An 18489-nucleotide genomic window follows, 5' to 3' on the forward strand; every position below is an offset into this window, starting at 1 on the left:
TCGACGGCAAACGGGCGTTGCCGCAACAATCGGACGGTTTGCGGAGCCGCCGCTCAGAGCGCGCCGATTTCCTTGAGCTTCTTCAGCACGGCCTCGCTCGGCTCGCCGTTCTCCGGCAGATTGTAGTGCTTCTGGAAATGCCGGATGGCGGCACGGGTCTGTTCGCCGGCGACACCGTCGACGCCGACATTGGCATAGGCCATGTTGGTGAGGCCCTTCTGGATCTTCAGCACCAGATCGACACTGGAAACGCCCGACAGCGGAACCTGTTTCGGCGCGGCCGGCGCCGTCTTGACGCTCTTTTCGGCGCTGCGGATGGCGGCTGCGACCGGGTCTTCCTCCGTCGCCTTGGAGGTCACGTCCTCCGGCGGCTTCTCGACGGGAATGGTGGAGGCGCCGGCGGCATCGGTTCTGAGCGCGGCGAGAACGTCCGGCGTCGCTTCGCCGCTTTGGGCCATGCCGACCGTTTCCTCGAAGAAGAGAATGGCGGCACTCGTGCGCGGGCCGATGACGCCATCGGCATTGCCGTTATAGAGGCCGCGGCGGATCAGCTCCTTCTGGATATCCATGACGAGCTGGCTCGGCTGCGGGCCGGCCGCGGCAGGCGGCGGCGTCGTCTGGGTCGTGGCGGCGGCATCGTCCGGCCGCTCGATGCGGAAGGTGGTGACATCGCCCTGCAGCCCGGCCTGCGGGCGGAAGCCGATGGCATTCGGCGCGTCCGGATCGCGCGTGCGGAAGATCGGATGCGGATGCGCGCCCGGCTGATACCAGAGCGCGTTGGCGGCCACGAAGGAGAAGATGACGACGAAGGCGATCGTGCCGCCGGCAACGGAGGGATTGCGGCCGATGACGCTGCCGAGGGCGCCGGCGCCCTGAAGGCCAAGACCGCCCAGCGCGGTTGCGCCCTGCAGGCCGACGCTGCCGAGTGCGGCCGCACCGGTCATCAGAAGGCCCGGCTGCTGCCGGCCTTTCCTGCCCTTAGGCGATTTTCGCTTGCGCGCGGCCATCGAAAAGCCCCTCTTCCAGTTCTGCGGCACCCGGCGTGCCCTTCAGCCGCGGCGGGAACTCGACCATTTCGGCGTGGCCGCTATCTTCTGCGGCCGGCGCTCCCGAACCGTCCGCCGCAAGCTCGATGGTGATGATCGTGCCCTCGCCCGGCTGGCTGGCAATGGCAAAATGGCCGCCATGCAGGGCGACAAGGCCCTTGACCAGCGAGAGGCCAAGACCCGTGCCCTCGAATCGGCGGGTATAATCGTTCTGGATCTGGACGAAAGGTTGGCCGAGCGTGGCGAGCCTGTCGGCGGGAATGCCGATGCCGGTATCGCTGACCGTCAGCTTGAGGATGCCGTCGCGCATGGCCGCATCGACCGTGACCACGCCGCCGGCCTCGGTGAATTTCACCGCGTTGCCGACGAGGTTGATGAGGATCTGCTGCAGGGCGCGCTGGTCGGCCACGACCTCGCCGATGCCGCGTTGGACGCGGCTCGTCAGCGTGACGCCCTTGCTCTTGGCCTGCAGCGCCAGCATCGATTCGCAGGAGCGGATCGACGCGCCGATATCGAAAGGCTCCAGCATCAGCTCGTAGCGGCCGGCCTCGATCTTGCTCATGTCCAGCATCGTGTTGACGACGGACAGAAGATGCGCGCCTGACTCGCGGATCAGGCCGGCATATTCGCGCTGGCGCTCGTTCTCGAACTTGCCGAAATATTCGCCGATCAGGATATCGGAAAAGCCGAGGATGGCGTTGAGCGGCGTGCGCAGCTCGTGGCTGACGGCGGCAAGGAAGCGGGATTTGGCGTCGTTGGCCGATTCCGCGTCAGCCGCGCGCGTCTGCGCCTCGGCGCGAAGCCGCTGCTCCACCGAAACGTCGTGCAGCTGGGCGATGACGGCCGAAAGCGTGCCGTCGATATCGCGCCGCGCCGTCATGTCCACCCGCAGGTAGGCGAACTGCCTGTTGTCGCGCGAGACGGAGGGACGCTCCAGCCGGAGATCGACGACCGCCTTTTCCTCGCCCTGGCGCAGCGCGTCCAGCGCCTGCAGGAAGAGGATGCGGTCGGAAACATGCACCTGCTCGAGAAAGCCGCGCCCCTTCAGGTCGCGCATCCAGCAGACATAGTCGCGCTTGTCGCGGCCGCCCGTCACCGTCACGCTGCCATGCGGATCGAGGAAGAGCACGAGGCCGGGGCTCATCTCCAGGAAGAGATCGTCGGCGCTGGCTGCGGCCGCCGCATGGGGAATGGCCTGGCGGGCGAGCGCGATGGAGCCGACGGCGGAAAAGAGGAAGGCGGCGCAGACGGTGGCGACACCGGCCGGCAGCGCCACAGCCGGGCTGGTGACGAGCGAGAGGCCGAGCGGAGCGGCAACGAGCGCGGCAGAGGAGAGGAAGACGAGACGGCGCAGGATGGCGAGCTCGCTCTGGCGCACGGCTTCGCCGCCGCTCGTGCGGGAAAGCCAGCCTGCCGCTGCCCGGTCCACGAGGGCTGTCGCCCGGCCGCCAATGTCACTCAATACACGCACGCAATACCTGCCCGAAAAGGCCTTTCACTACCCCGGACAATAGGCCCCCGCGGCTTAAGGAAAGGATAAGGCAAAGTCGCCTTCCACAGCCCAAAAACGCTAAAAGTCCCATTTTGGGCCATCCGCGCAGCTCTTTGAATTTTGTGGTTAATAGCAGGTAAGCGACGGATTTTCCTCATATTTCAGCATCGCGTTAACGCTTGTGGCAAAGCGGCGGGCCAAAAGCCCAGCAATTGCAGGCGGCGGCTGCCACCATGCTTAACGGCAGTGGATAGAATTTGAGTGAAATGCCCCGAAAATGCCGATCATTAAAATTCGAATTAAATTTGCCGCAAATGCCGACAAGTTTCGAAAAGCGGCATTCGCAACTCGGCGGTAAGGTGCAGACACACCGGACAACCGGCCCGATTCGGCGACAAGACCGGACGGGAAAACAGGATGGGCAAGACAATGTGGTTTCTGATCAAAGGATCATTCTGGTTTGGCCTCGTGCTCGTCGCACTCTCCGTTTTCTCTTCGGAGAGCGCCGACAAGGACGGCCGCCCGCAATTGCAGCTTTCCGACGCCTTCACGGCGGCAAGCGGCGCCTATGACTATCTGACCGGCATGTGCTCCGAAAAGCCCGAGGTCTGCGCCAAGGGCGGAGAGACCCTGACGGCGCTCGGCTACCGGGCGCGAGAAGGCGCCCGTGTCGCCTACGAGCTGCTCGACAGCCAGTTCAGCGACGACGCATCCAACCTCGCTTCGGCAAGGACGGCCGTGCCGCCGGCCTCCGTGGCGCTCGCTGCCCCTTCCCTGCCGGAGGCCGTCGCCGGCACGGTGCGCGAGGCGCAGGCCGCGCTGAACCAGCCGATGCCGCACCTGCCGCAGCCTTACCGCCCGCCGGTCGACGACGGCGCGCAGGTCGTCACCGGCACGATTTCGGCCGGCGCCGTTCCGGCCCGTCCGATCCCGCTGCCGACGCCGAAACCGGCCATCTGACCGATATCGCGGGCGATCCGCCCGCACCCAAGCTTGCATCGGTGGTCCGCATGACGCGGAGATGCCCCATGCCTGACGTGCCTGCCCTGTTTATTTCAGCAGTTTGCTGCGCCGCGAGGATGCCCATCCCTCGCGGCGTTTCTTTTTAACGGTTCAAATCCGGGGTCGCTTCGCCTATATCAGACGGTAACAGCGAAAGGCCTGACAGAATGGCAACCCTCGACCAGATCATCGACGACTTCTCCTTCCTGGACGATTGGGAAGACCGCTACCGATATGTCATCGAACTCGGCAAGGCGCTGCCGGACCTGGCGGACGAGAAGAAGACGTCCGAGAACAAGGTCATGGGCTGCGCCAGCCAGGTGTGGCTGGTGACGCATACGGCAGGCAATCCGGACAATCCGGTCATGACGTTCGAAGGCGATTCCGACGCGCATATCGTGCGCGGGCTGGTGGCCATCGTGCTTGCCACCTATTCCGGCAAGACGGCGTCCGACATCGCCTCGCTCGACGCTTTCGAGATCTTCTCAAAAATCGGCCTGACGGAAAACCTGTCCTCGCAGCGCTCCAACGGCTTGCGTTCGATGGTCAACCGCATCCGCGAGGAAGCGCGCGTGCGCGCCGCCGCCTGACAGGCGGATATTCCCGAGCTGCAACGCGATCGGGTCAGGCGCCCGCAGGAAACCCGCCGGGCGCCTGACGATAACGTCTGCCGACAGGATTATTTGCCCTCGGCCATCCGTTCGCGCAGGCGCTCTTCCTGCTCGGCAAGCTCCGGCGTGAAGGCCTCGCCGAAATCGGCCGCTTCGAAGACCTGGCGGATTTCAATCTCGCTCGGGCCGGGCATCGGATTGGGGCAGCGCTTGATCCATTCGACAGCCTCGTCCATGTCCTTGACCTGCCACAGCCAGTAACCGGCGATCAGCTCCTTGGTTTCGGCGAAGGGGCCGTCGATGACCATGCGCTTCGGACCGTCGAAGGCGACGCGCTTGCCTTTAGAGGACGGATGCAGGCCCTCGCCCGCCAGCATGATGCCGGCATTGACCAGATCCTCGTTATACTTGCCCATGGCTTCCAGAAGCTCGGTCGTGGGCATCACCCCCGCTTCGCTGTCTGCCGTGGCCTTGACGATCACCATTACGCGCATTGTCTCTTCTCCTCTTTTGTGCGGCGGCATCAGCGCCCGCCTGTCGTCAATTCACCCAATTCCAGCAAAACCGCTGCGCACTTTTGCTGGAATTGCTCTTTCTTTCACGCAATTCCGCACGCAAAACCGCTGCGCACTTTTGCTGGAATTGCTCGTTCCCTCACGCAATTCCGCACGCAAAACCGCTGCGCACTTTTGCTGGAATTGCTCGTTCCCTCACGCAATTCCGCACGCAAAACCGCTGCGCACTTTTGCTGGAATTGCTTATGAGACGGATGGGCAATCGCCGGGCCGACATTTCCTGTCGCGTTTTTTTGAAGATAAATGGCTTTGTTTTCTGACGACCGATGAGGCGGCCGAAAGGACCGGCCAAAGACGAAAAAGCCGGGCACCAGGCCCGGCTCTTCGTATCGTCGATCGCTATGATGGTCAGGCGCGGCCGCGCTTGCGGCGCTGGCCCAGACCCATTTCCTTTGCCAGGCGCGAGCGCGCTTCGGCATAGGCCGGGGCGACCATCGGGTAGTCGGCCGGCAGGTCCCACTTCTCGCGATATTCTTCCGGCGCGAGATTGTGATGCGTCATCAGGTGGCGCTTCAAGGACTTGAAGTTGCCGCCGCATTCCAGGCACGTAATCTGCTCGTCCTGTACGGACTTGCGGACAGAGACTGCGGGCTTCTGCTTTTCGACGACCGCTGCCACCGGCTGCGGTACGGATGTGTTGCTCAATGCCGAGTGTACGTCGGAAATCAGATTGGCCAGGTCGCTGACCGGGACAACGTGGTTGCTGACATAGGCCGCGACGATATCGGCCGTCAGTTCCACAAGCAGCTCCGGCGCATTGCCGGTCGCCATATCCGTCATATTCTTTCTCCTGTTAGCATGCTCAAACGGTCCTTCTCCCAAAAGACGAAGAACCCTCTTCGTAGAGCCAAACAGCAAAAGAGCAGACTACAGCCTTTGTTTCGAAAAACCGGAAATCCACCCCTAGATTCCGAAGACCGTACTCAGCGCCAATACTGCCTGAAGGTGAGCTACTACGTATTCTTCCAGGCCGCCACCCAGTTAGACATTGGCAATCAAGGCTAGGGGACTTGGAAGCAGTACGATTCTAATTCACAATCAGAACTCTACTTGGATTTTCAAATACCATCGTTTTCCCAAAAGGCCAATTATTAATTGCGATTTTCCTAGAAAAAAAGTCCATCACAAAGAATTGGTCAGCAGCTCCGCAAGCTTTACTCGTGCTTCCAGTGCATAAGTTTGCATAAATTGCTTGAACTTCCGAGTAGCCCTCGCCTTCAGCGCATTCGCATATCGTCACGTACTGAGATATCGGCCGGAAAATGCCCCGTTATATGCGATGCTCTCGCAAGAAGGTGAGCAGAAACGGGCGCCGTCAAGATGAAGAAAAGGAAACCGGCCAGCGCTCTTGCAAATACGGCAAGTTCGCCCGAGTAAAGACCGGCGGCAAGCAGCAACAGGCCGGAGCCGACCGTGCCGGCCTTGGAGGCGGCGTGCATGCGCGTGTAGAGGTCCGGCAGGCGCACGAGGCCGATCGCCGCCACGAGCGCGAAGAACGCGCCTGCCAGCAGCAGGACGGCGGTGAGAACGGCGAGCGCGTAGTCCGCCACCATCAGCGCCTCCCGCCCGTGCCGGCATCCTTTTCCCGCGCGCGCGACAGCACGAAACGGGCGAAGGCGACGGTTGCCAGGAAGCCGACGAGGCCGAGCGCAATGGCGATATCGATATAGAGCGAGAAGCCGGTGCGCACCGCCACGACGGCGATGAAGCCGATGGCGATGCCCGTCAGCATGTCGAGCGCCAGGATGCGATCCGGCAGGCTGGGGCCGGCAACGACCCTCCAGACGGTGACGAGCAAGGCGAGACAAAGGATGGCGAGCGCTGCGACGGCGGCGGCGGAAACGATGGCGGCGGGCGGTATCATCTGAAGGCCTCCATGATGCGGCGTTCGAAGCCGGCGGCGATATCGCGCCGGACCGCGTCCGGGTCGGCGCAGTCCAGCGCATGCACATAGAGCGTGCGCCGGTCGGCGGAGACATCGACCGAGAGCGTGCCGGGCGTCAGCGTGATGAGATTGGCAAGCAGGGCGATCTCGAAATCCGTCCGCGCCGAGAGCGGGAAAGCGAGGATGCCGGGCGCAAGCCGCATATGCGGCGAAAGCACCGTCAGTGCCACCCGCCAGGCCGAAAGCGCCAGTTCCTTCAGGAAAAGGCCGGCCAGCAGCAGCAGGGACAGGGGGCGGATGCGGCGCGGCAGCGAACGCCGGGCAAAAGCCTCGCGCATGACGGCAAGCGACAGCAGCGAGAGCGCAAGGCCGAGAACGAAATTATGCGGCGAGGCGCTGCCGGTGACGGCGACCCAGGCAATGGCAAGCGGCAGGCTGAGGAACAGGACGATCATCGCACGGTCCCTTCCGGAAAGACGGAGAAAATATAGGCCGAGGGATCGGCAAGCCCGTCGGCGGCCGAGCGGGCAAGCTGCAGCACCTGTTCCGGCAGGACGCCGAAGCCGATGACGAGCACGGTCAGCGCGGCAAGCGGCAGGCCGTCCGTCCAGCCGGTGCGCACCGGCGGCAGCGCGAGCGGGGCCGGCCGCCAATAGGCAAGCAGGAAGACGCGGCCGCAGGCGATCGTCAGCAGGAAGCCGCCGAGCAGCACCGCGCCCGCCAGCCACCAGGCGCCGACATCGAGCGAGGCCTTGACCAGCAGCACTTTCGGCCAGAAGCCGGAAAAGGGCGGCAGGCCGCAGGCGGCCAGAAGCAGCATCAGCGAAACCGCGGCAAACCAGCCGTTCTGGCGATAGAGGCCGCCGAGCGCGGCCAGCGAGAAGGAACCGCCCCGCCGGCCCGCCTCGCCGGCCAGCAGATAGAGCGCCGTCATCAGCACCACCGAATGCAGCGCGTAGACGATCGCCCCGCCGAGACCTTCCGCCGTGGCGAGCGCGGCGCCGACCAGCATGTTGCCGATGCCCGCGATCACCACATAACCGAGCAGGCGGCGCAGGTCCGTCTCGGCGAGCGCGCCCAGCGCGCCGACGAGGATGGTCAGGGCTGCGACGATGGCGATCAGCAGGCTGAGTTCGTCGCGCTCGGTCGGCAGCAGCATGACGAGGACGCGCAGCAGCGCATAGATGCCGACCTTGGTCAGCAGGCCGGCAAAGAGGGCGGAAACGGCGATGCGCGGCGTGTGATAGGAGGCCGGCAGCCAGAAATTGACCGGAAAGGCCGCCGCCTTCATGGCGAAGGCGAGCAGGAAGAGGCAGGCGAGCGTCATCAGCGGCGCCGTGGCGCTGAGGCCCGCCGCCCGCTCGGCGATATCGGCCATGTTGAGCGTGCCGAAGCTCGCGTAGAGGATGCCGACGGCGATGAGGAACAGCGTCGTGGCAATCAGGTTCAACACCGCATATTTCAGTGCGCCGTCGATCTGCGCCCGTTCGGAGCCGAGAACCAGCAGGCCGAAGGAGGAGATGAGCAGGACCTCGAACCAGACATAGAGGTTGAAGATATCGCCGGTCAGGAAGGCGCCGGTGACGCCGGCCATCAGCAGCATCAAAAGCGGGAAGAAACCGTATCGCCGGCCGCTTTCGGTCGTATCCGAGAGCGCATAGATGCCGGCGGCAAGGGCGGCGACGGCAGCGGCAAGCGCCATCAGCGCGCCGAAGACATCCACGGTAAAGGCAATGCCGAAGGGCGGCAGCCAGCGGCCCATGACCATGGTGAGCGGGCCGTGCCCGACCACCTGCCGCAGGAGGGCGGCGTCGAGGGCGAGCAGGAGAACGAGGCCGGCGATGGCGATCCATGCCTGCAGGCGGGGACGGCCGCGCAGCATCAGGAGCAGCGCGCCGAGACTGATGCAGAGCGCGACCGGCAGGATCGCCAGCCAGTGGGCCGCCGGGACCGGGGCGGTGAGCATGGCGGCCGAGAGGTCGGTGACGGGGGCGGCCATCAGGTGGTGCCTTCCTTGAGCATCCGAATCTTGCTCGCCATCAATACCCCACAGGCGGCAGCGGCCGCTCTTCCGGTTCGGCGTCGTGCATGCGGGTCGTATCGTCGGTTCCGAGTTCTTGGTAGGCGCGGTAGGTCAGCACCAGCAGGAAGGCGAGGAAGGAAAAGGAAATGACGATGGCCGTCAGGATCAGCGCCTGCGGCAGCGGATTGGCGGCCGCCGGCGGCAGCGTGTCGGCGCCGGCGGGGATGATCGGCGGCACTTGGCGCGTCAGCCGCCCCGCCGTGAAGATCAGCAGGTTCACGGCATTGCCGAGAATGGCGATGCCGAGCATGATGCGGATCGAGAAGCGCGACAGGATCAGATAGACGGCGGCCGAAAAGAACAGGCCGACGAGGATGGCAAACAGCGCTTCCATCAATCCACCTCCCGTTCTTCCAGCGCCAGCGCAATCGAGACGACGGCGCCGAGCACGACGAAATAGACGCCGAGATCGAAGAGCATGACGCTGGAGAGCGGCACTTCGACGCCTGCCAGCACCGGATAGACCCAGAGCCCGGTCATGAAGGGCACGGCAAACAGAATGGAGATGAGCCCGGCAAGGCAGGAGAGCAGCAGGCCGAAGCCGGCAATCGCCAGCGGGTGGAAGCGGATCGCCCGGCGGACCGCGTCCACGCCGAAGGCGATGCCGTAGATCGCCAGGGCCGATGCGGCAATCAGCCCGCCGATGAAACCGCCACCCGGCTCGTTATGGCCGCGCAGCAGGATGAAGACGGAAAAGAGCAGCATCAGCGCGGTGATGAAGGGGGCGACCGTGCGGAAGATCAGGGTGTTCATCGGGCACCTCCGCGTCGCTGTGTAACAGACACGACGGACAGCGGAAGGCAGGTTCTCGCCGATCTTGCGCGCCTAGCCTCTCCTCTCCTCATCCCTGTCCTCGGACTTGTTCCGGGGACAGGGATGAGAAGGATGGTGACTCGGCGCGCTGACACAACTGCCGCATTTGCAGCGAAGAGCTTTGAAAAAACCCGCCTCATGTCCCCTCCCCGTCAGGATCGTTCGCAGCAAGCTTGCGCTCCGTGTTCCCACGGATGCGGATGAGCGCGAGGATGGCGAGCCCCGTCACCGCCACGACGGCGATTTCGCCGAGCGTATCCGTGCCGCGGAAATCGACGATGATGACGTTGACGACATTGGCGCCGTGGGCGATCAGCTTCGAATGGGCGTTGAAGAAATCGCTGAGCGCCGTATCGAACGGGGCCTCGGTGGCGCGCATCAGGAGCAGCGCGAAGCCGAGGCCGCAGGCGAGCGAAAGGGCGATATCGAAAAGGCGGCGGGCGCCGTGGCGCGGATCGGTCGGCGACAGGCGCAGCCGCGTCATGACGAGCGCGAGAATGACGACGGCGAGCGTTTCCACCATGAACTGGGTGAAGGCGAGATCGGGGGCGCCGAAGAGCAGGAAGATCAGCGCGACGGCAAAACCCTGAATGCCGAGCGAGACGATCGCCGTCAGCCGGTCGCGGGCGATCAGCACGGCGACGAGGCCGAACAGGGCGATGAGCATGATGCCCGCTTCGTGGGCGCGCAGGTCCGCGGGCCAGGCGAAACCGGCCGGCAGTTCGGCATAAGAGACGAGCGGCACGAGCAGGATCGCCGCCACGCAGAGGAAGGTGCAGGCAACGTAGACATCGAGCCGCCCCGGCTGGACGACGGCGATGACGCGGTGCGCGAAACGGACGAGCCCGGCAATGAAATGATCGAAACCGCGATCCGGGCCACGAACGGAATGCAGGAGATAGGCGACCAGGGTCCTGATACGGTCTAGCTGCCAGTAGACGGCGATGCCGAGCAGGATCGTCAGCAGCGACAGGGCAAGCGGCACGCCGATATGCGGGACGAGCGAAACGGAGACCGCCCTGGGGGTGCCGGCGACGGCGGAGGCCATGGGCGCCGAAACCACGCCATGGGTGATGCCGGAAAAGAGCGCGGCGAGCGGGCCGGCCAGCGCAAGCACGGCCGGGCCGAGCCAGAGCAGGACCGGCGCCTCATGCGGATGTCTGGGCGTTTCCACCAGCCTGCCGGCGAAAGGTCTCAGCCCCACCGCAAAGGCGATCGCAAACATCAGGGCATTGCCGAAGACGGCGACGGCCGTCACCAGGACGGAATAGGGATCGCCGCCGGCAAGAGCGGTGTAGATTTCCTCCTTGGCGAGGAAACCGAAGAAGGGCGGCAGGCCGGCCATGGACAGGGCGGCGGCCATGGCGATCGCAAAGGTCAGCGGCATGGCGCTTCGCAGGCCTCTCAGCCGCGTGATGTTGCGCGTGCCGGTTTCGTGGTCGATGATGCCGGCGACCATGAAGAGCGCGCCCTTGAACAGCGAATGCGCCACCAGATAGAGCACGGCCGCCTCGATGGCATAATCCGAGCCGAAGCCGGTCAGCAGCACCAGCAGGCCGAGGGACGAGACGGTCGTATAGGCGAGCTTCAGCTTCAGGTCCGTCTGGCGGATTGCCAGCACCGAGCCTGTGGCGAGCGTCATGGCGCCGAAGACGGGCAGCAGGACTTCCCATGCGGGTGTCGCGCCCATGACCGGGTTCAGCCGCATCAGCAGGTAGACGCCGGCCTTCACCATGGTGGCGGAATGCAGGTAGGCGGAAACGGGGGTCGGCGCCTCCATGGCGTTCGGCAGCCAGAAATGGAAGGGAAACTGCGCCGATTTGGTGAAGGCGCCGCCGAGCACCAGCAGCAGCGTGGCGAGATAGAGCGGGCTGCCGCGGACGACATCGCCGAACTGCAGCAGGTCGGAGAGCTGCGCAGCGCCGGTCACGCCCCAGAGAATAAGCAGGCCGGCAAGCAGCAGCAGCCCGCCGCCGCCAGTGACGACGAGCGCCTGCAGGGCGGCGCGGCGCGCCGCCTCCCGCTCATGGTCGAAGCCGATCAGCAGGAAGGAGGTGATGGAGGTAAGCTCCCAGAAGACGAAGAACATCAGGAAGCTGTCCGACACGACGACACCGAGCATGGCGCCCGTGAAGAGGAAGATGAAGGAGAAGAACCGGCCCTGGTCCGGATGGCCCTTCAGATATCCGCCGGCATAGAGCACGATCAGCGTGCCGATGCCGGTAATGAGCAAAGCGAAGGTGAGCGAGAGACCGTCGAGGAACCAGGAAAAGCGCACGCCCAGGGCCGGCACCCAGTCGTAACCGCCGGTTACGGCCTTGCCGGCGGCGACTTCCGGCACGAGGCGCAGGAAATGCAGGAAGGCGAGCAAGGGGGCGGCGGCCAGCATCCAGGCGCCGCCGGCGCCGAGGGCGCGGATGACGACGGGAGCGGCAAGAGCTCCGATCGGCGGCAGACACAAGGCCAGAAATGTCAGAGCCGTGACATCGGCCATGCCCCCTCCCCGTTTGCCGGTTCAAAGCCGGTAAAAACAGTCCGTTTCCATGACTTAGGCGAAACGGCAGGGCGCCTCAAGCAATTTCGGGCGCAGGGGATAGCCCGATGCGCGCCCAGGGCTCAGGACAGGCGCGTCGCAAGGCGGGAAACGGAACCGTGCAGGATGAAGAACAGGAGCGGCAAAGGCCAGAAAAGGCAGGCGATCAGGCCGGCAATACGGTGGACGGTCCAGCGGTCGTGGCTGACCCAGCCTTCCAGCAGGGTCACGCTGAAAGCGATCGCGGCGACGGCGCCGTAGAGAACGATCATCAGAGTGTGGAACACCGGTTGTCCCCGAAAAACACACTATTAAGCTTAATGGCACAGTAACGATAAGGCACGGGTGATTCGTCGTCTTCCCCCAAATTGGGTAGATGGCAAATTGGGCCTTGCGGCGGCAGGCCCGCGCGCGAGGCCCGCTTGCGGACTTGATCAATCGTGCCCAAGGCACCACATTTGCGCACGAAAAGAGATTGCCCCATCGGCGAAAGGAGCACTCCATGGCCGAAACGACGACCACACCCAAAGTTCACAAGACCGATGCCGAATGGAAGGAACTGCTGACCCCCGAGCAGTATCGCATCACCCGCCAGCACGGCACCGAACGCGCCTTTACCGGTCCCTACTGGGATTCCTTCGAGACCGGCCTCTACCGCTGCGTCGGCTGCAATGCGCCGCTTTTCCGCTCCGACACGAAGTTCGACGCCGGCTGCGGCTGGCCGAGCTATTTCGAGCCGGTCTCCGCCGATGCCGTGACCGAACATCGCGACACGACCTATGGCATGGTGCGCACGGAAATCCGCTGCGGCAGCTGCGAGGCCCATCTCGGCCACGTCTTCCCGGACGGGCCGCCGCCGACCGGCCTGCGCTACTGCATCAACGGCCATGCGATGGTTTTCGAGCCCGGCAAATAAAGGCCTGTCCATGACGGAAAAGCGGACCTCACCGGGTCCGCTTTTTCATTTCAGGCCGGCGGCCGGGACGAGCGGCGGGCGGCGCCCCTCCAGCACATGTTCGGCGGCAAGCCGCCCGAGCAGCGGCGCCAGAATGACGCCGGGATGACCGACGGCGACATAGGCGCCCTCGACATCGGGCAGGAAGCCCAGCCGCGGCAGGCCATCGGAAAAGACGGGACGATAACCCGCGGCGGCCTCCGCCAGCGCCACGCCTTCGGGCAAGATCAGGCGCTCCTGCATGACCTCCAATATCCGCTGGCCCATCCGTTCCGGCGCGTTTTCCTGCCGATCGTCGATATAGGATTTGGCGACGTGCAACCTGTTGTCCGGCGACTGGCGGATCTCGAGACCGGGGCCGCGCAGGATGCGGGTTACGACAGGCGCCGCGCAACTGTAGCGCAGGATGATCGAGGGCGAGGCTTCGACGCCGGTCCGGAAACCGAGATTTTCGCACAGCCGGTCGACGGAGGTTCCGCCCGCCAGGATGACGAGATCGGCCTCGATCGCGCCATCGGCCAGGCGCACGCCCCGCACCCGGCGGCCCGAAAGGACGAGGCTTTCGACCTTGCGGCCGAAGGTGACGCTTGCGCCGGCGGCGTCGATCAGGTCCCGCGCCAGCCTTGCCGGATCGAGCGCGAGATCGCGCGGCGAGAAGATCGCGCAAGCGGGAGGCTGGCGCAGCGCGGGCTCCCATGCGGCAACCGTTGCAGCATCGACCAGCTCGACATCGGCGCCCGCGCCGCGATGGGCTGCCGCGAAGGCTTCGGTCCCGGCGACGGTTTCAAGCCAGAACAGCGAGCCGGAACGTGCGGCGGCAAAGGCGCCGGGCAGATCGGCCTGCAGGCGGGCATATTCGGCGAGCGCCTCCCGCACGAGGGCATAATTTGCCGCTCCCGGCACGACATTGACGATGTTCACCCAGCCGAAGGCGCGCGCTGTCACGCCGCTGCCCGCCTGCGCGCCCTCGTCCACCACATGGACGGCTGCGCCGCGGCGGGCGAAATGCAAGGCAAGCGCGGCGCCGACAATGCCGGCACCGACAATGACGACGCTTATCTTTGCGGATGCCATGGCGGAAACTCTCGTATAAAGCGGACTGACAAAGCGGGTGCGGCTTAGGCGCGCTCGGTGACAGGGGAATGAAACAATGGCCGTGATGCGGGAAATCCTGGGCAGCGAGCGGCTGGTGTTGCGCGAAATCACCGTTGCGGACCTGCCGGCGCTCGGGCGCATCTTCGGCGATCCCCTGTGCATGCGCTATTATCCGTCCGTGAAGGATGCCGCGGCCACGCGCGATTTCTTCGACCGGCTTGCCTTCGAAAGCTACGCGAAAAACGGCTTCGGCCTCTGGGCCGTGATCGATCGCGAGAGCGGCGACCTGCTCGGCGACTGCGGGATCACGCTGCAGGAGACATCGCGCGGGATGGAGCCGGAACTCGGCTACCATCTCTGGCGGGACCATTGGGGCAAGGGCTACGCCACCGAGGCCGCCCTTGCCTGCCGCGACCATGCCTTCTCGGTCATCGGCCTGTCGCGGCTCGTCAGTATCGTCAGCCCGGAAAACCTTCCCTCGCAGAAGGTCGCCGGGCGCGTGCACCAGCGGCGGGAAGCGTTCAGCAAGCGGAACGCCGCCGGCGCGACGGTGGAACGCTATCTCTACATCAGCGAGAAGACTTGAGGCGATGAGCAACATTTCCGACGATCCTCTTTACCGCGATCCTGCGCTCGCACGGTTCTACGACACGGCCAATCGCTGGGGACCGGATTTCGATTTCTGCATGAAGCTTGCGGAAGGCGCCGGTTCCACGCTCGATCTCGGCTGCGGCACCGGCGAGTTGACGGCAGCACTGGCCGCAACACGTGCCGTGACCGGCGTCGATCCCGCCACGGCGATGCTCGATATCGGCAGGGCGCGGCCGGGCGGCAACAAGGTCGAGTGGATCGAGGGTGATGCACGCACCGTCCGCCTGGGCAGGAGATACGATCTCGTCGTGCTGACAGGCCATGCGTTCCAGGTCTTCCTGACCGAAGAGGACCAGCGCGCCGCGTTTTCGACAATCGCCGCCCATCTCAGCCCGACCGGCCGGTTCGTGTTCGACACGCGCAATCCCGGCTTCCGTGGGGAGCGCGACGTGCGCCACAGCAGCGTGCGGCGGCTCGAACATGCCGAACTCGGCCTGATCGAGGCCTCGGACGAGTCCTATTACGATGAGACGAGCGGCATTCTTTCCTACGAGAACGGCTACCGCGTCGTTTCGACCGGGGAGCGCTTCGCCGGTCGCTCGAAAATCCTCTATACGCCGCGCGACAAGCTGGCAGCCATGATCGGCGATGCCGGGCTGGCCGTCGAGGCCTGGTACGGCGACTGGGAAGGCAATCCCTTCCATGCACAGGCACGCGAGATCATACCGGTCGGCCGCCTCGCCTGAGCTAGTCCTGCTCCTGCGGGCAAGGCCAGCTCGAAGGGACGGAAAGGCCGGACGGCAGTTTGGTGGAGGAATCGCCGCAGGCAAGGTCGATCTGCGCCTGCTGCAGGCCGGTGGCGGCGGACAGGTCCATGCCTTCGATACGGGTCAGGAACATGAAGGCGCGGTCGAAGGTGATCGGGCCGTCATATTTGGCGCCGGTCAGATCGGCGCGCGAGAGATTGGCGAGCGCGAAGCTGACGCCCGTCAGGACCGCCTTGTCGAAATTGGCGCGGCCGAGCTCGGCCTTCTCGAAATTGGCCCCGGTCAGCCGGGCGCCGGTGAAATCGGCCCGCTGCAGCTCCGCGCCGACAAAGCTCGCGCCGTCGGCCACGGCCCCGGCGAAGGTGGAGCGGTAGGCCTCGATCTTGCCGAAATTGGCGCCCTCGACGCTGGCGCCGGCCAGCGAGGCGCGCACCAGGGTGGCCTTTTCCGCATTGGCGGATTTGAGGTTGGCGCCGCCGAGATCGGTCAGCGAAAAATCCGTGCCGGCAAGGTTGGCGCCCTGCAGGTCGCTGCCCTGCAGCATCAGGTTCTTCTTGTTGCATTCCTGCCAGTCGAGTTCGGGCGATGCCGTGCTGCCGCAGCTGGCGGCCATTGCCGGCAGCGAACAGGCCGCGACGGCCAGGAAAGCAGAAAGACCGAGCACCGAGCGTCCAAACATCAACCTCTCCTCCGCGAGTCGCGTCACCACAGATTCCTACAGGACGCAGACTAGGATAAAAATATGGTTAGTCCTTGCCGCCAATCAATCTGGAGGCGGCGGGGCTCAGGCTTTCGGCAGGCGCAGTTCCATGCAGGTCAGGTCCAGCCAGCGGCCGAATTTGATGCCGACCTCGGAAAACGTGCCGGCGATGCGGAAGCCGAGCTTTTCGTGGAGCTTGATGGAGGCCGTATTTTCGGCCTCGATGCCGGCGATCATGACGTGGATGCCGGCCGCCGTTGCCCGCTCGATCAGTGCGCGCATCAGCTTTTCGCCGATGCCGGCGCCGCGGCAATCCTTGTCGACGTAAACGGAATGTTCGACCGTGTGGCGGTAGCCGTCGAAGGCGCGCCAGTCGCCATAGGAGGCGTAGCCGGCGACCTTGCCGTCCATTTCGGCGACGATGACCGGAAAGCCCCTGCCCTTGCGCGCCCTGAACCATTCCAGCCGGTTGTCGAGATCGACGAGCGTCTCGTTCCAGATCGCCGTCGTATGTTCGACGGCGTGGTTATAGATATCCCTGATGGCAGGAAGATCGGCTTCGGCGGCGTCCCGGATGAGAAGGCTATCGGTCATGTGGCAGGCCCGGCTGGCAATGGTCTTGTTCGATTGATCGCGTCTGCCGGGGCATACGCTGCGCCGGGGCCGATGTAAACGCCGGATATCGGCCCGATGTCAGAAGCTTGCGACCGGCAGGCTGAAGCAGGTCAGCACGGCCGAATAATGCACGGCGGCGGCAGCCACCACGAAGCCGTGCCAGATCGCGTTCTGGAAGCGCAGCCGCTCCCAGACATGGAAGACGACGCCCAGCGAATAGATGATGCCGCCGATGACGATCAGCAGCATGGACGCATAGGGAATGCGCGAGGCGACGGGTTCGGCCACCAGCACGCCGCTCCAGCCCATGGCGAGGTAGAGCAGGATCGCCAGCCGGTCGTACCGGCCCGGAAAGACGCATTTGACGAAGATGCCGAAGGCGGCGATCGCCCAGATGAGGATCAGCATCCAGAACAGCAGCGGATCGTCGGCGCCGCGCTCCAGGAAGGGCGTGTAGGTGGCGGCGATCAGGACGAAGATCGCCGAATGATCGAACCGGCGCAGATACCATTTGGTGCGCGAAACCGGCCAGATATTGTAGGAAAAGGAAATGGCGAGCGTCAGCACCAACCCGACCCCGTAGACCCAGGCGGCAGCGAGCGCGCCGGCGGGGCTCCAGAGGGTGGCGTAGAAGATCAGCACGGTCACGCCGATCAGGGCAAAGAACAGGCCGACGCCATGGACGATACCGTCGGCGATCAGCTCGTATCTGTCGTAGGCCCAGCGAATGCCGTTGAACTCGCCCATGCACGCGCCCTTACTCAGAGTAAGGGGATCGTCGCACCGAAACGGCCGGGGCGCAACCGGACGCCCGGCAGCACCAGGTTAAATCTTTGTGACAGGCGCTGCCCGTTCTTGATGGCGCGCCTATTTGCCGGCCGCGCAATCCTCGCAGAGCGGCGTGTGCGGCAGCACCGCAAGGCGAGCCTCGGAGATCTCGGCGCCGCAGCGGGCGCAGGTGCCGTAGGTGCCTTTGGCAATGCGTTCGAGGGCGGCGTCGATGGCGCGCAGCTCGTCCTCGCCGGCCTGGCCGAGACCTTCCAGCACTTCGTCATTCTCGTTTTCGATGGCGCGGTCCTCGTCATCGGCCGCCCTGGTGCGGCTGAGATCCGTATCGATCCTGCGCAGCCGCGCCGTCAGTTCGTGCCATCGGTCGCGCAGGATCTTTTCCTGAAGTTTCATATCCATGGCTGCCTGCCCTAACGATCCACCAGCACGGAGCACTTGGCGTGGCGCACCACGCGGTCGGCGGTGGCGCCGATGAAGTAGTTGTAGAAATCGGGAATGTGCGAGGCGATCATGATCAGGTCGGCGCCGTGGCTTTCGGCAGCGGCAAGGATGCCGTTGGCGGGCGGGCCGTTGCGGACTTCGACGGTGGCCCGGATGCCGGTCTTGGCGACAAGCTCGTTCAGGCGATCGCGGCCTTCCTTCATGGCGTCCTCGACGATGTTTCCCGGCAGTTCGATCGCGACATAGGTCGGAATGTCCTCGACGACGTTGAGGAGGATGATCTCGCCGCCGGTGTCGAGCAGCTTTGCCGCCTTGCGGAAAATCCTCTCGCCTTTCTCGATGCCGCCGATTTCGATGGGAACGATGATCTTCCTGTACATGCGATCCTCCTTGAGGCGTTGCTCTTCACCGACAACATCCTCCCTAGATAGATAAAGCGCATTGACTGATATCAAGTGGGGAACCCCCGATCGTCAACGCTCGCAGAACGCTTCAT

The 18489-nt window shown here is 64.7% G+C and carries 24 protein-coding genes; 6 read left to right on the forward strand and 18 right to left on the reverse strand.

Going from position 1 to position 18489, the window contains the following annotated elements; genetic code table 11:
* Positions 1–53 precede the first annotated feature (53 nt).
* Together ACFPWW_RS21330 and ACFPWW_RS21335 are read right to left on the reverse strand one after the other, a co-directional pair.
* Complete coding sequence (locus tag ACFPWW_RS21330; protein ID WP_112568647.1) at positions 54–1007, reverse strand: peptidoglycan-binding protein; 954 nt, start codon at positions 1005–1007, stop codon at positions 54–56.
* Positions 979–2517 (reverse strand): sensor histidine kinase, encoded by a 1539-nt coding sequence (locus ACFPWW_RS21335; protein WP_377313160.1) that lies wholly within the window; start codon positions 2515–2517, stop codon positions 979–981. The genes ACFPWW_RS21330 and ACFPWW_RS21335 overlap by 29 nt, the downstream gene beginning before the upstream one ends.
* 450 nt (positions 2518–2967) lie before the next feature.
* Between ACFPWW_RS21335 and ACFPWW_RS21340 the strand changes: the two genes are divergently transcribed.
* Positions 2968–3498: a DUF5330 domain-containing protein gene (locus ACFPWW_RS21340; RefSeq protein WP_112568778.1), complete on the forward strand. Its 531-nt coding sequence runs from the start codon at positions 2968–2970 to the stop codon at positions 3496–3498.
* Positions 3499–3707: 209 nt separating this feature from the next.
* Complete coding sequence (locus tag ACFPWW_RS21345) at positions 3708–4130, forward strand: SufE family protein (RefSeq protein ID WP_112568643.1); 423 nt, start codon at positions 3708–3710, stop codon at positions 4128–4130.
* Positions 4131–4219: 89 nt separating this feature from the next.
* On the opposite strand, the gene ACFPWW_RS21350 is transcribed toward ACFPWW_RS21345, so the two are convergent.
* Entirely contained in the window at positions 4220–4645 is a 426-nt protein-coding gene (locus ACFPWW_RS21350) for a YciI family protein (RefSeq protein WP_377313161.1), read from the reverse strand.
* Between ACFPWW_RS21350 and ACFPWW_RS21355 the strand changes: the two genes are divergently transcribed.
* A complete protein-coding gene (locus tag ACFPWW_RS21355) occupies positions 4587–5147 on the forward strand; it encodes a hypothetical protein (protein WP_377313861.1) in 561 nt (186 codons plus the stop codon). The genes ACFPWW_RS21350 and ACFPWW_RS21355 overlap by 59 nt on opposite strands.
* On the opposite strand, the gene ACFPWW_RS21360 is transcribed toward ACFPWW_RS21355, so the two are convergent.
* From ACFPWW_RS21360 to ACFPWW_RS21400, 9 genes are all read right to left on the reverse strand, one after another.
* Positions 5075–5506 (reverse strand): MucR family transcriptional regulator, encoded by a 432-nt coding sequence (locus ACFPWW_RS21360; protein WP_112568639.1) that lies wholly within the window; start codon positions 5504–5506, stop codon positions 5075–5077. The two genes, ACFPWW_RS21355 and ACFPWW_RS21360, sit on opposite strands and share 73 nt — an antisense overlap.
* Positions 5507–5943: 437 nt before the next feature.
* Positions 5944–6276, reverse strand: a complete 333-nt coding sequence (mnhG, locus tag ACFPWW_RS21365; RefSeq protein WP_377313819.1) for a monovalent cation/H(+) antiporter subunit G — start codon at positions 6274–6276, stop codon at positions 5944–5946.
* A 2-nt stretch (positions 6277–6278) separates the two neighbouring features.
* Positions 6279–6590, reverse strand: a complete 312-nt coding sequence (locus tag ACFPWW_RS21370) for a cation:proton antiporter (RefSeq protein ID WP_377313162.1) — start codon at positions 6588–6590, stop codon at positions 6279–6281.
* Positions 6587–7066, reverse strand: coding sequence for a Na+/H+ antiporter subunit E (locus ACFPWW_RS21375; RefSeq protein WP_112568635.1), 480 nt, complete (start codon positions 7064–7066; stop codon positions 6587–6589). The genes ACFPWW_RS21370 and ACFPWW_RS21375 overlap by 4 nt, the downstream gene beginning before the upstream one ends.
* Positions 7063–8610, reverse strand: coding sequence for a Na+/H+ antiporter subunit D (locus ACFPWW_RS21380; RefSeq protein WP_377313163.1), 1548 nt, complete (start codon positions 8608–8610; stop codon positions 7063–7065). Before ACFPWW_RS21380 ends, ACFPWW_RS21375 begins: the two co-directional genes overlap by 4 nt.
* Before the next feature lie 40 nt (positions 8611–8650).
* Positions 8651–9028 carry a Na+/H+ antiporter subunit C gene (locus ACFPWW_RS21385; RefSeq protein ID WP_112568631.1) on the reverse strand — a complete coding sequence of 126 codons (378 nt, stop codon included), beginning with the start codon at positions 9026–9028 and terminating at the stop codon, positions 8651–8653.
* On the reverse strand, positions 9028–9447 hold the full coding sequence (locus ACFPWW_RS21390; RefSeq protein WP_112756559.1) for a Na+/H+ antiporter subunit B: 420 nt from the start codon (positions 9445–9447) through the stop codon (positions 9028–9030). The genes ACFPWW_RS21385 and ACFPWW_RS21390 overlap by 1 nt, the downstream gene beginning before the upstream one ends.
* A 196-nt stretch (positions 9448–9643) precedes the next feature.
* Positions 9644–12001, reverse strand: coding sequence for a putative monovalent cation/H+ antiporter subunit A (locus ACFPWW_RS21395; RefSeq protein WP_377313164.1), 2358 nt, complete (start codon positions 11999–12001; stop codon positions 9644–9646).
* A gap of 122 nt (positions 12002–12123) precedes the next feature.
* Entirely contained in the window at positions 12124–12327 is a 204-nt protein-coding gene (locus tag ACFPWW_RS21400; protein WP_113500533.1) for a hypothetical protein, read from the reverse strand.
* A 215-nt stretch (positions 12328–12542) separates the two neighbouring features.
* On the opposite strand from ACFPWW_RS21400, the gene msrB reads away from it, so the two are divergent.
* Complete coding sequence (gene msrB / locus ACFPWW_RS21405; RefSeq protein WP_112705446.1) at positions 12543–12956, forward strand: peptide-methionine (R)-S-oxide reductase MsrB; 414 nt, start codon at positions 12543–12545, stop codon at positions 12954–12956.
* 45 nt (positions 12957–13001) lie between these two features.
* Here msrB and ACFPWW_RS21410 read toward each other — a convergent pair whose 3' ends face one another.
* A complete protein-coding gene (locus ACFPWW_RS21410) occupies positions 13002–14069 on the reverse strand; it encodes an NAD(P)/FAD-dependent oxidoreductase (RefSeq protein ID WP_377313165.1) in 1068 nt (355 codons plus the stop codon).
* Between the two features lie 76 nt (positions 14070–14145).
* On the opposite strand from ACFPWW_RS21410, the gene ACFPWW_RS21415 reads away from it, so the two are divergent.
* On the forward strand, positions 14146–14676 hold the full coding sequence (locus tag ACFPWW_RS21415; RefSeq protein ID WP_113413667.1) for a GNAT family N-acetyltransferase: 531 nt from the start codon (positions 14146–14148) through the stop codon (positions 14674–14676).
* A gap of 4 nt (positions 14677–14680) precedes the next feature.
* A complete protein-coding gene (locus ACFPWW_RS21420; RefSeq protein WP_377313166.1) occupies positions 14681–15427 on the forward strand; it encodes a class I SAM-dependent methyltransferase in 747 nt (248 codons plus the stop codon).
* A gap of 1 nt (position 15428) precedes the next feature.
* Here the strand turns inward: ACFPWW_RS21420 and ACFPWW_RS21425 are convergent, their stop codons facing one another.
* From ACFPWW_RS21425 to ACFPWW_RS21445, 5 genes are all read right to left on the reverse strand, one after another.
* Positions 15429–16127, reverse strand: coding sequence for a pentapeptide repeat-containing protein (locus ACFPWW_RS21425; RefSeq protein ID WP_112568618.1), 699 nt, complete (start codon positions 16125–16127; stop codon positions 15429–15431).
* A gap of 105 nt (positions 16128–16232) precedes the next feature.
* A complete protein-coding gene (locus tag ACFPWW_RS21430; RefSeq protein WP_112568616.1) occupies positions 16233–16742 on the reverse strand; it encodes a GNAT family N-acetyltransferase in 510 nt (169 codons plus the stop codon).
* A gap of 99 nt (positions 16743–16841) precedes the next feature.
* On the reverse strand, positions 16842–17510 hold the full coding sequence (gene trhA, locus ACFPWW_RS21435; protein WP_112568614.1) for a PAQR family membrane homeostasis protein TrhA: 669 nt from the start codon (positions 17508–17510) through the stop codon (positions 16842–16844).
* 120 nt (positions 17511–17630) lie between these two features.
* Positions 17631–17951 carry a TraR/DksA family transcriptional regulator gene (locus tag ACFPWW_RS21440; protein ID WP_112568612.1) on the reverse strand — a complete coding sequence of 107 codons (321 nt, stop codon included), beginning with the start codon at positions 17949–17951 and terminating at the stop codon, positions 17631–17633.
* A gap of 11 nt (positions 17952–17962) precedes the next feature.
* Complete coding sequence (locus ACFPWW_RS21445) at positions 17963–18373, reverse strand: universal stress protein (protein ID WP_112568610.1); 411 nt, start codon at positions 18371–18373, stop codon at positions 17963–17965.
* Positions 18374–18489: the final 116 nt, after the last annotated feature.

Origin of the sequence: Rhizobium sp. GCM10022189 (assembly GCF_042656325.1) — a bacterium.
GTDB lineage: Bacteria > Pseudomonadota > Alphaproteobacteria > Rhizobiales > Rhizobiaceae > Rhizobium.

What these genes read in the sequence shown, in the direction of transcription:
- ACFPWW_RS21330 (WP_112568647.1), bottom strand. Translation starts at nt 1,007, where the DNA reads ATGGCCGCGCGCAAGCGAAAATCGCCTAAGGGCAGGAAAGGCCGGCAG.
- ACFPWW_RS21340 (WP_112568778.1), top strand. Translation starts at nt 2,968, where the DNA reads ATGTGGTTTCTGATCAAAGGATCATTCTGGTTTGGCCTCGTGCTCGTC.
- ACFPWW_RS21345 (WP_112568643.1), top strand. Translation starts at nt 3,708, where the DNA reads ATGGCAACCCTCGACCAGATCATCGACGACTTCTCCTTCCTGGACGAT.
- ACFPWW_RS21350 (WP_377313161.1), bottom strand. Translation starts at nt 4,645, where the DNA reads ATGCGCGTAATGGTGATCGTCAAGGCCACGGCAGACAGCGAAGCGGGG.
- ACFPWW_RS21360 (WP_112568639.1), bottom strand. Translation starts at nt 5,506, where the DNA reads ATGACGGATATGGCGACCGGCAATGCGCCGGAGCTGCTTGTGGAACTG.
- ACFPWW_RS21370 (WP_377313162.1), bottom strand. Translation starts at nt 6,590, where the DNA reads ATGATACCGCCCGCCGCCATCGTTTCCGCCGCCGCCGTCGCAGCGCTC.
- ACFPWW_RS21375 (WP_112568635.1), bottom strand. Translation starts at nt 7,066, where the DNA reads ATGATCGTCCTGTTCCTCAGCCTGCCGCTTGCCATTGCCTGGGTCGCC.
- ACFPWW_RS21380 (WP_377313163.1), bottom strand. Translation starts at nt 8,610, where the DNA reads ATGGCCGCCCCCGTCACCGACCTCTCGGCCGCCATGCTCACCGCCCCG.
- ACFPWW_RS21385 (WP_112568631.1), bottom strand. Translation starts at nt 9,028, where the DNA reads ATGGAAGCGCTGTTTGCCATCCTCGTCGGCCTGTTCTTTTCGGCCGCC.
- ACFPWW_RS21390 (WP_112756559.1), bottom strand. Translation starts at nt 9,447, where the DNA reads ATGAACACCCTGATCTTCCGCACGGTCGCCCCCTTCATCACCGCGCTG.
- ACFPWW_RS21395 (WP_377313164.1), bottom strand. Translation starts at nt 12,001, where the DNA reads ATGGCCGATGTCACGGCTCTGACATTTCTGGCCTTGTGTCTGCCGCCG.
- msrB (WP_112705446.1), top strand. Translation starts at nt 12,543, where the DNA reads ATGGCCGAAACGACGACCACACCCAAAGTTCACAAGACCGATGCCGAA.
- ACFPWW_RS21410 (WP_377313165.1), bottom strand. Translation starts at nt 14,069, where the DNA reads ATGGCATCCGCAAAGATAAGCGTCGTCATTGTCGGTGCCGGCATTGTC.
- ACFPWW_RS21415 (WP_113413667.1), top strand. Translation starts at nt 14,146, where the DNA reads ATGGCCGTGATGCGGGAAATCCTGGGCAGCGAGCGGCTGGTGTTGCGC.
- ACFPWW_RS21420 (WP_377313166.1), top strand. Translation starts at nt 14,681, where the DNA reads ATGAGCAACATTTCCGACGATCCTCTTTACCGCGATCCTGCGCTCGCA.
- ACFPWW_RS21425 (WP_112568618.1), bottom strand. Translation starts at nt 16,127, where the DNA reads ATGTTTGGACGCTCGGTGCTCGGTCTTTCTGCTTTCCTGGCCGTCGCG.
- ACFPWW_RS21430 (WP_112568616.1), bottom strand. Translation starts at nt 16,742, where the DNA reads ATGACCGATAGCCTTCTCATCCGGGACGCCGCCGAAGCCGATCTTCCT.
- trhA (WP_112568614.1), bottom strand. Translation starts at nt 17,510, where the DNA reads ATGGGCGAGTTCAACGGCATTCGCTGGGCCTACGACAGATACGAGCTG.
- ACFPWW_RS21440 (WP_112568612.1), bottom strand. Translation starts at nt 17,951, where the DNA reads ATGGATATGAAACTTCAGGAAAAGATCCTGCGCGACCGATGGCACGAA.
- ACFPWW_RS21445 (WP_112568610.1), bottom strand. Translation starts at nt 18,373, where the DNA reads ATGTACAGGAAGATCATCGTTCCCATCGAAATCGGCGGCATCGAGAAA.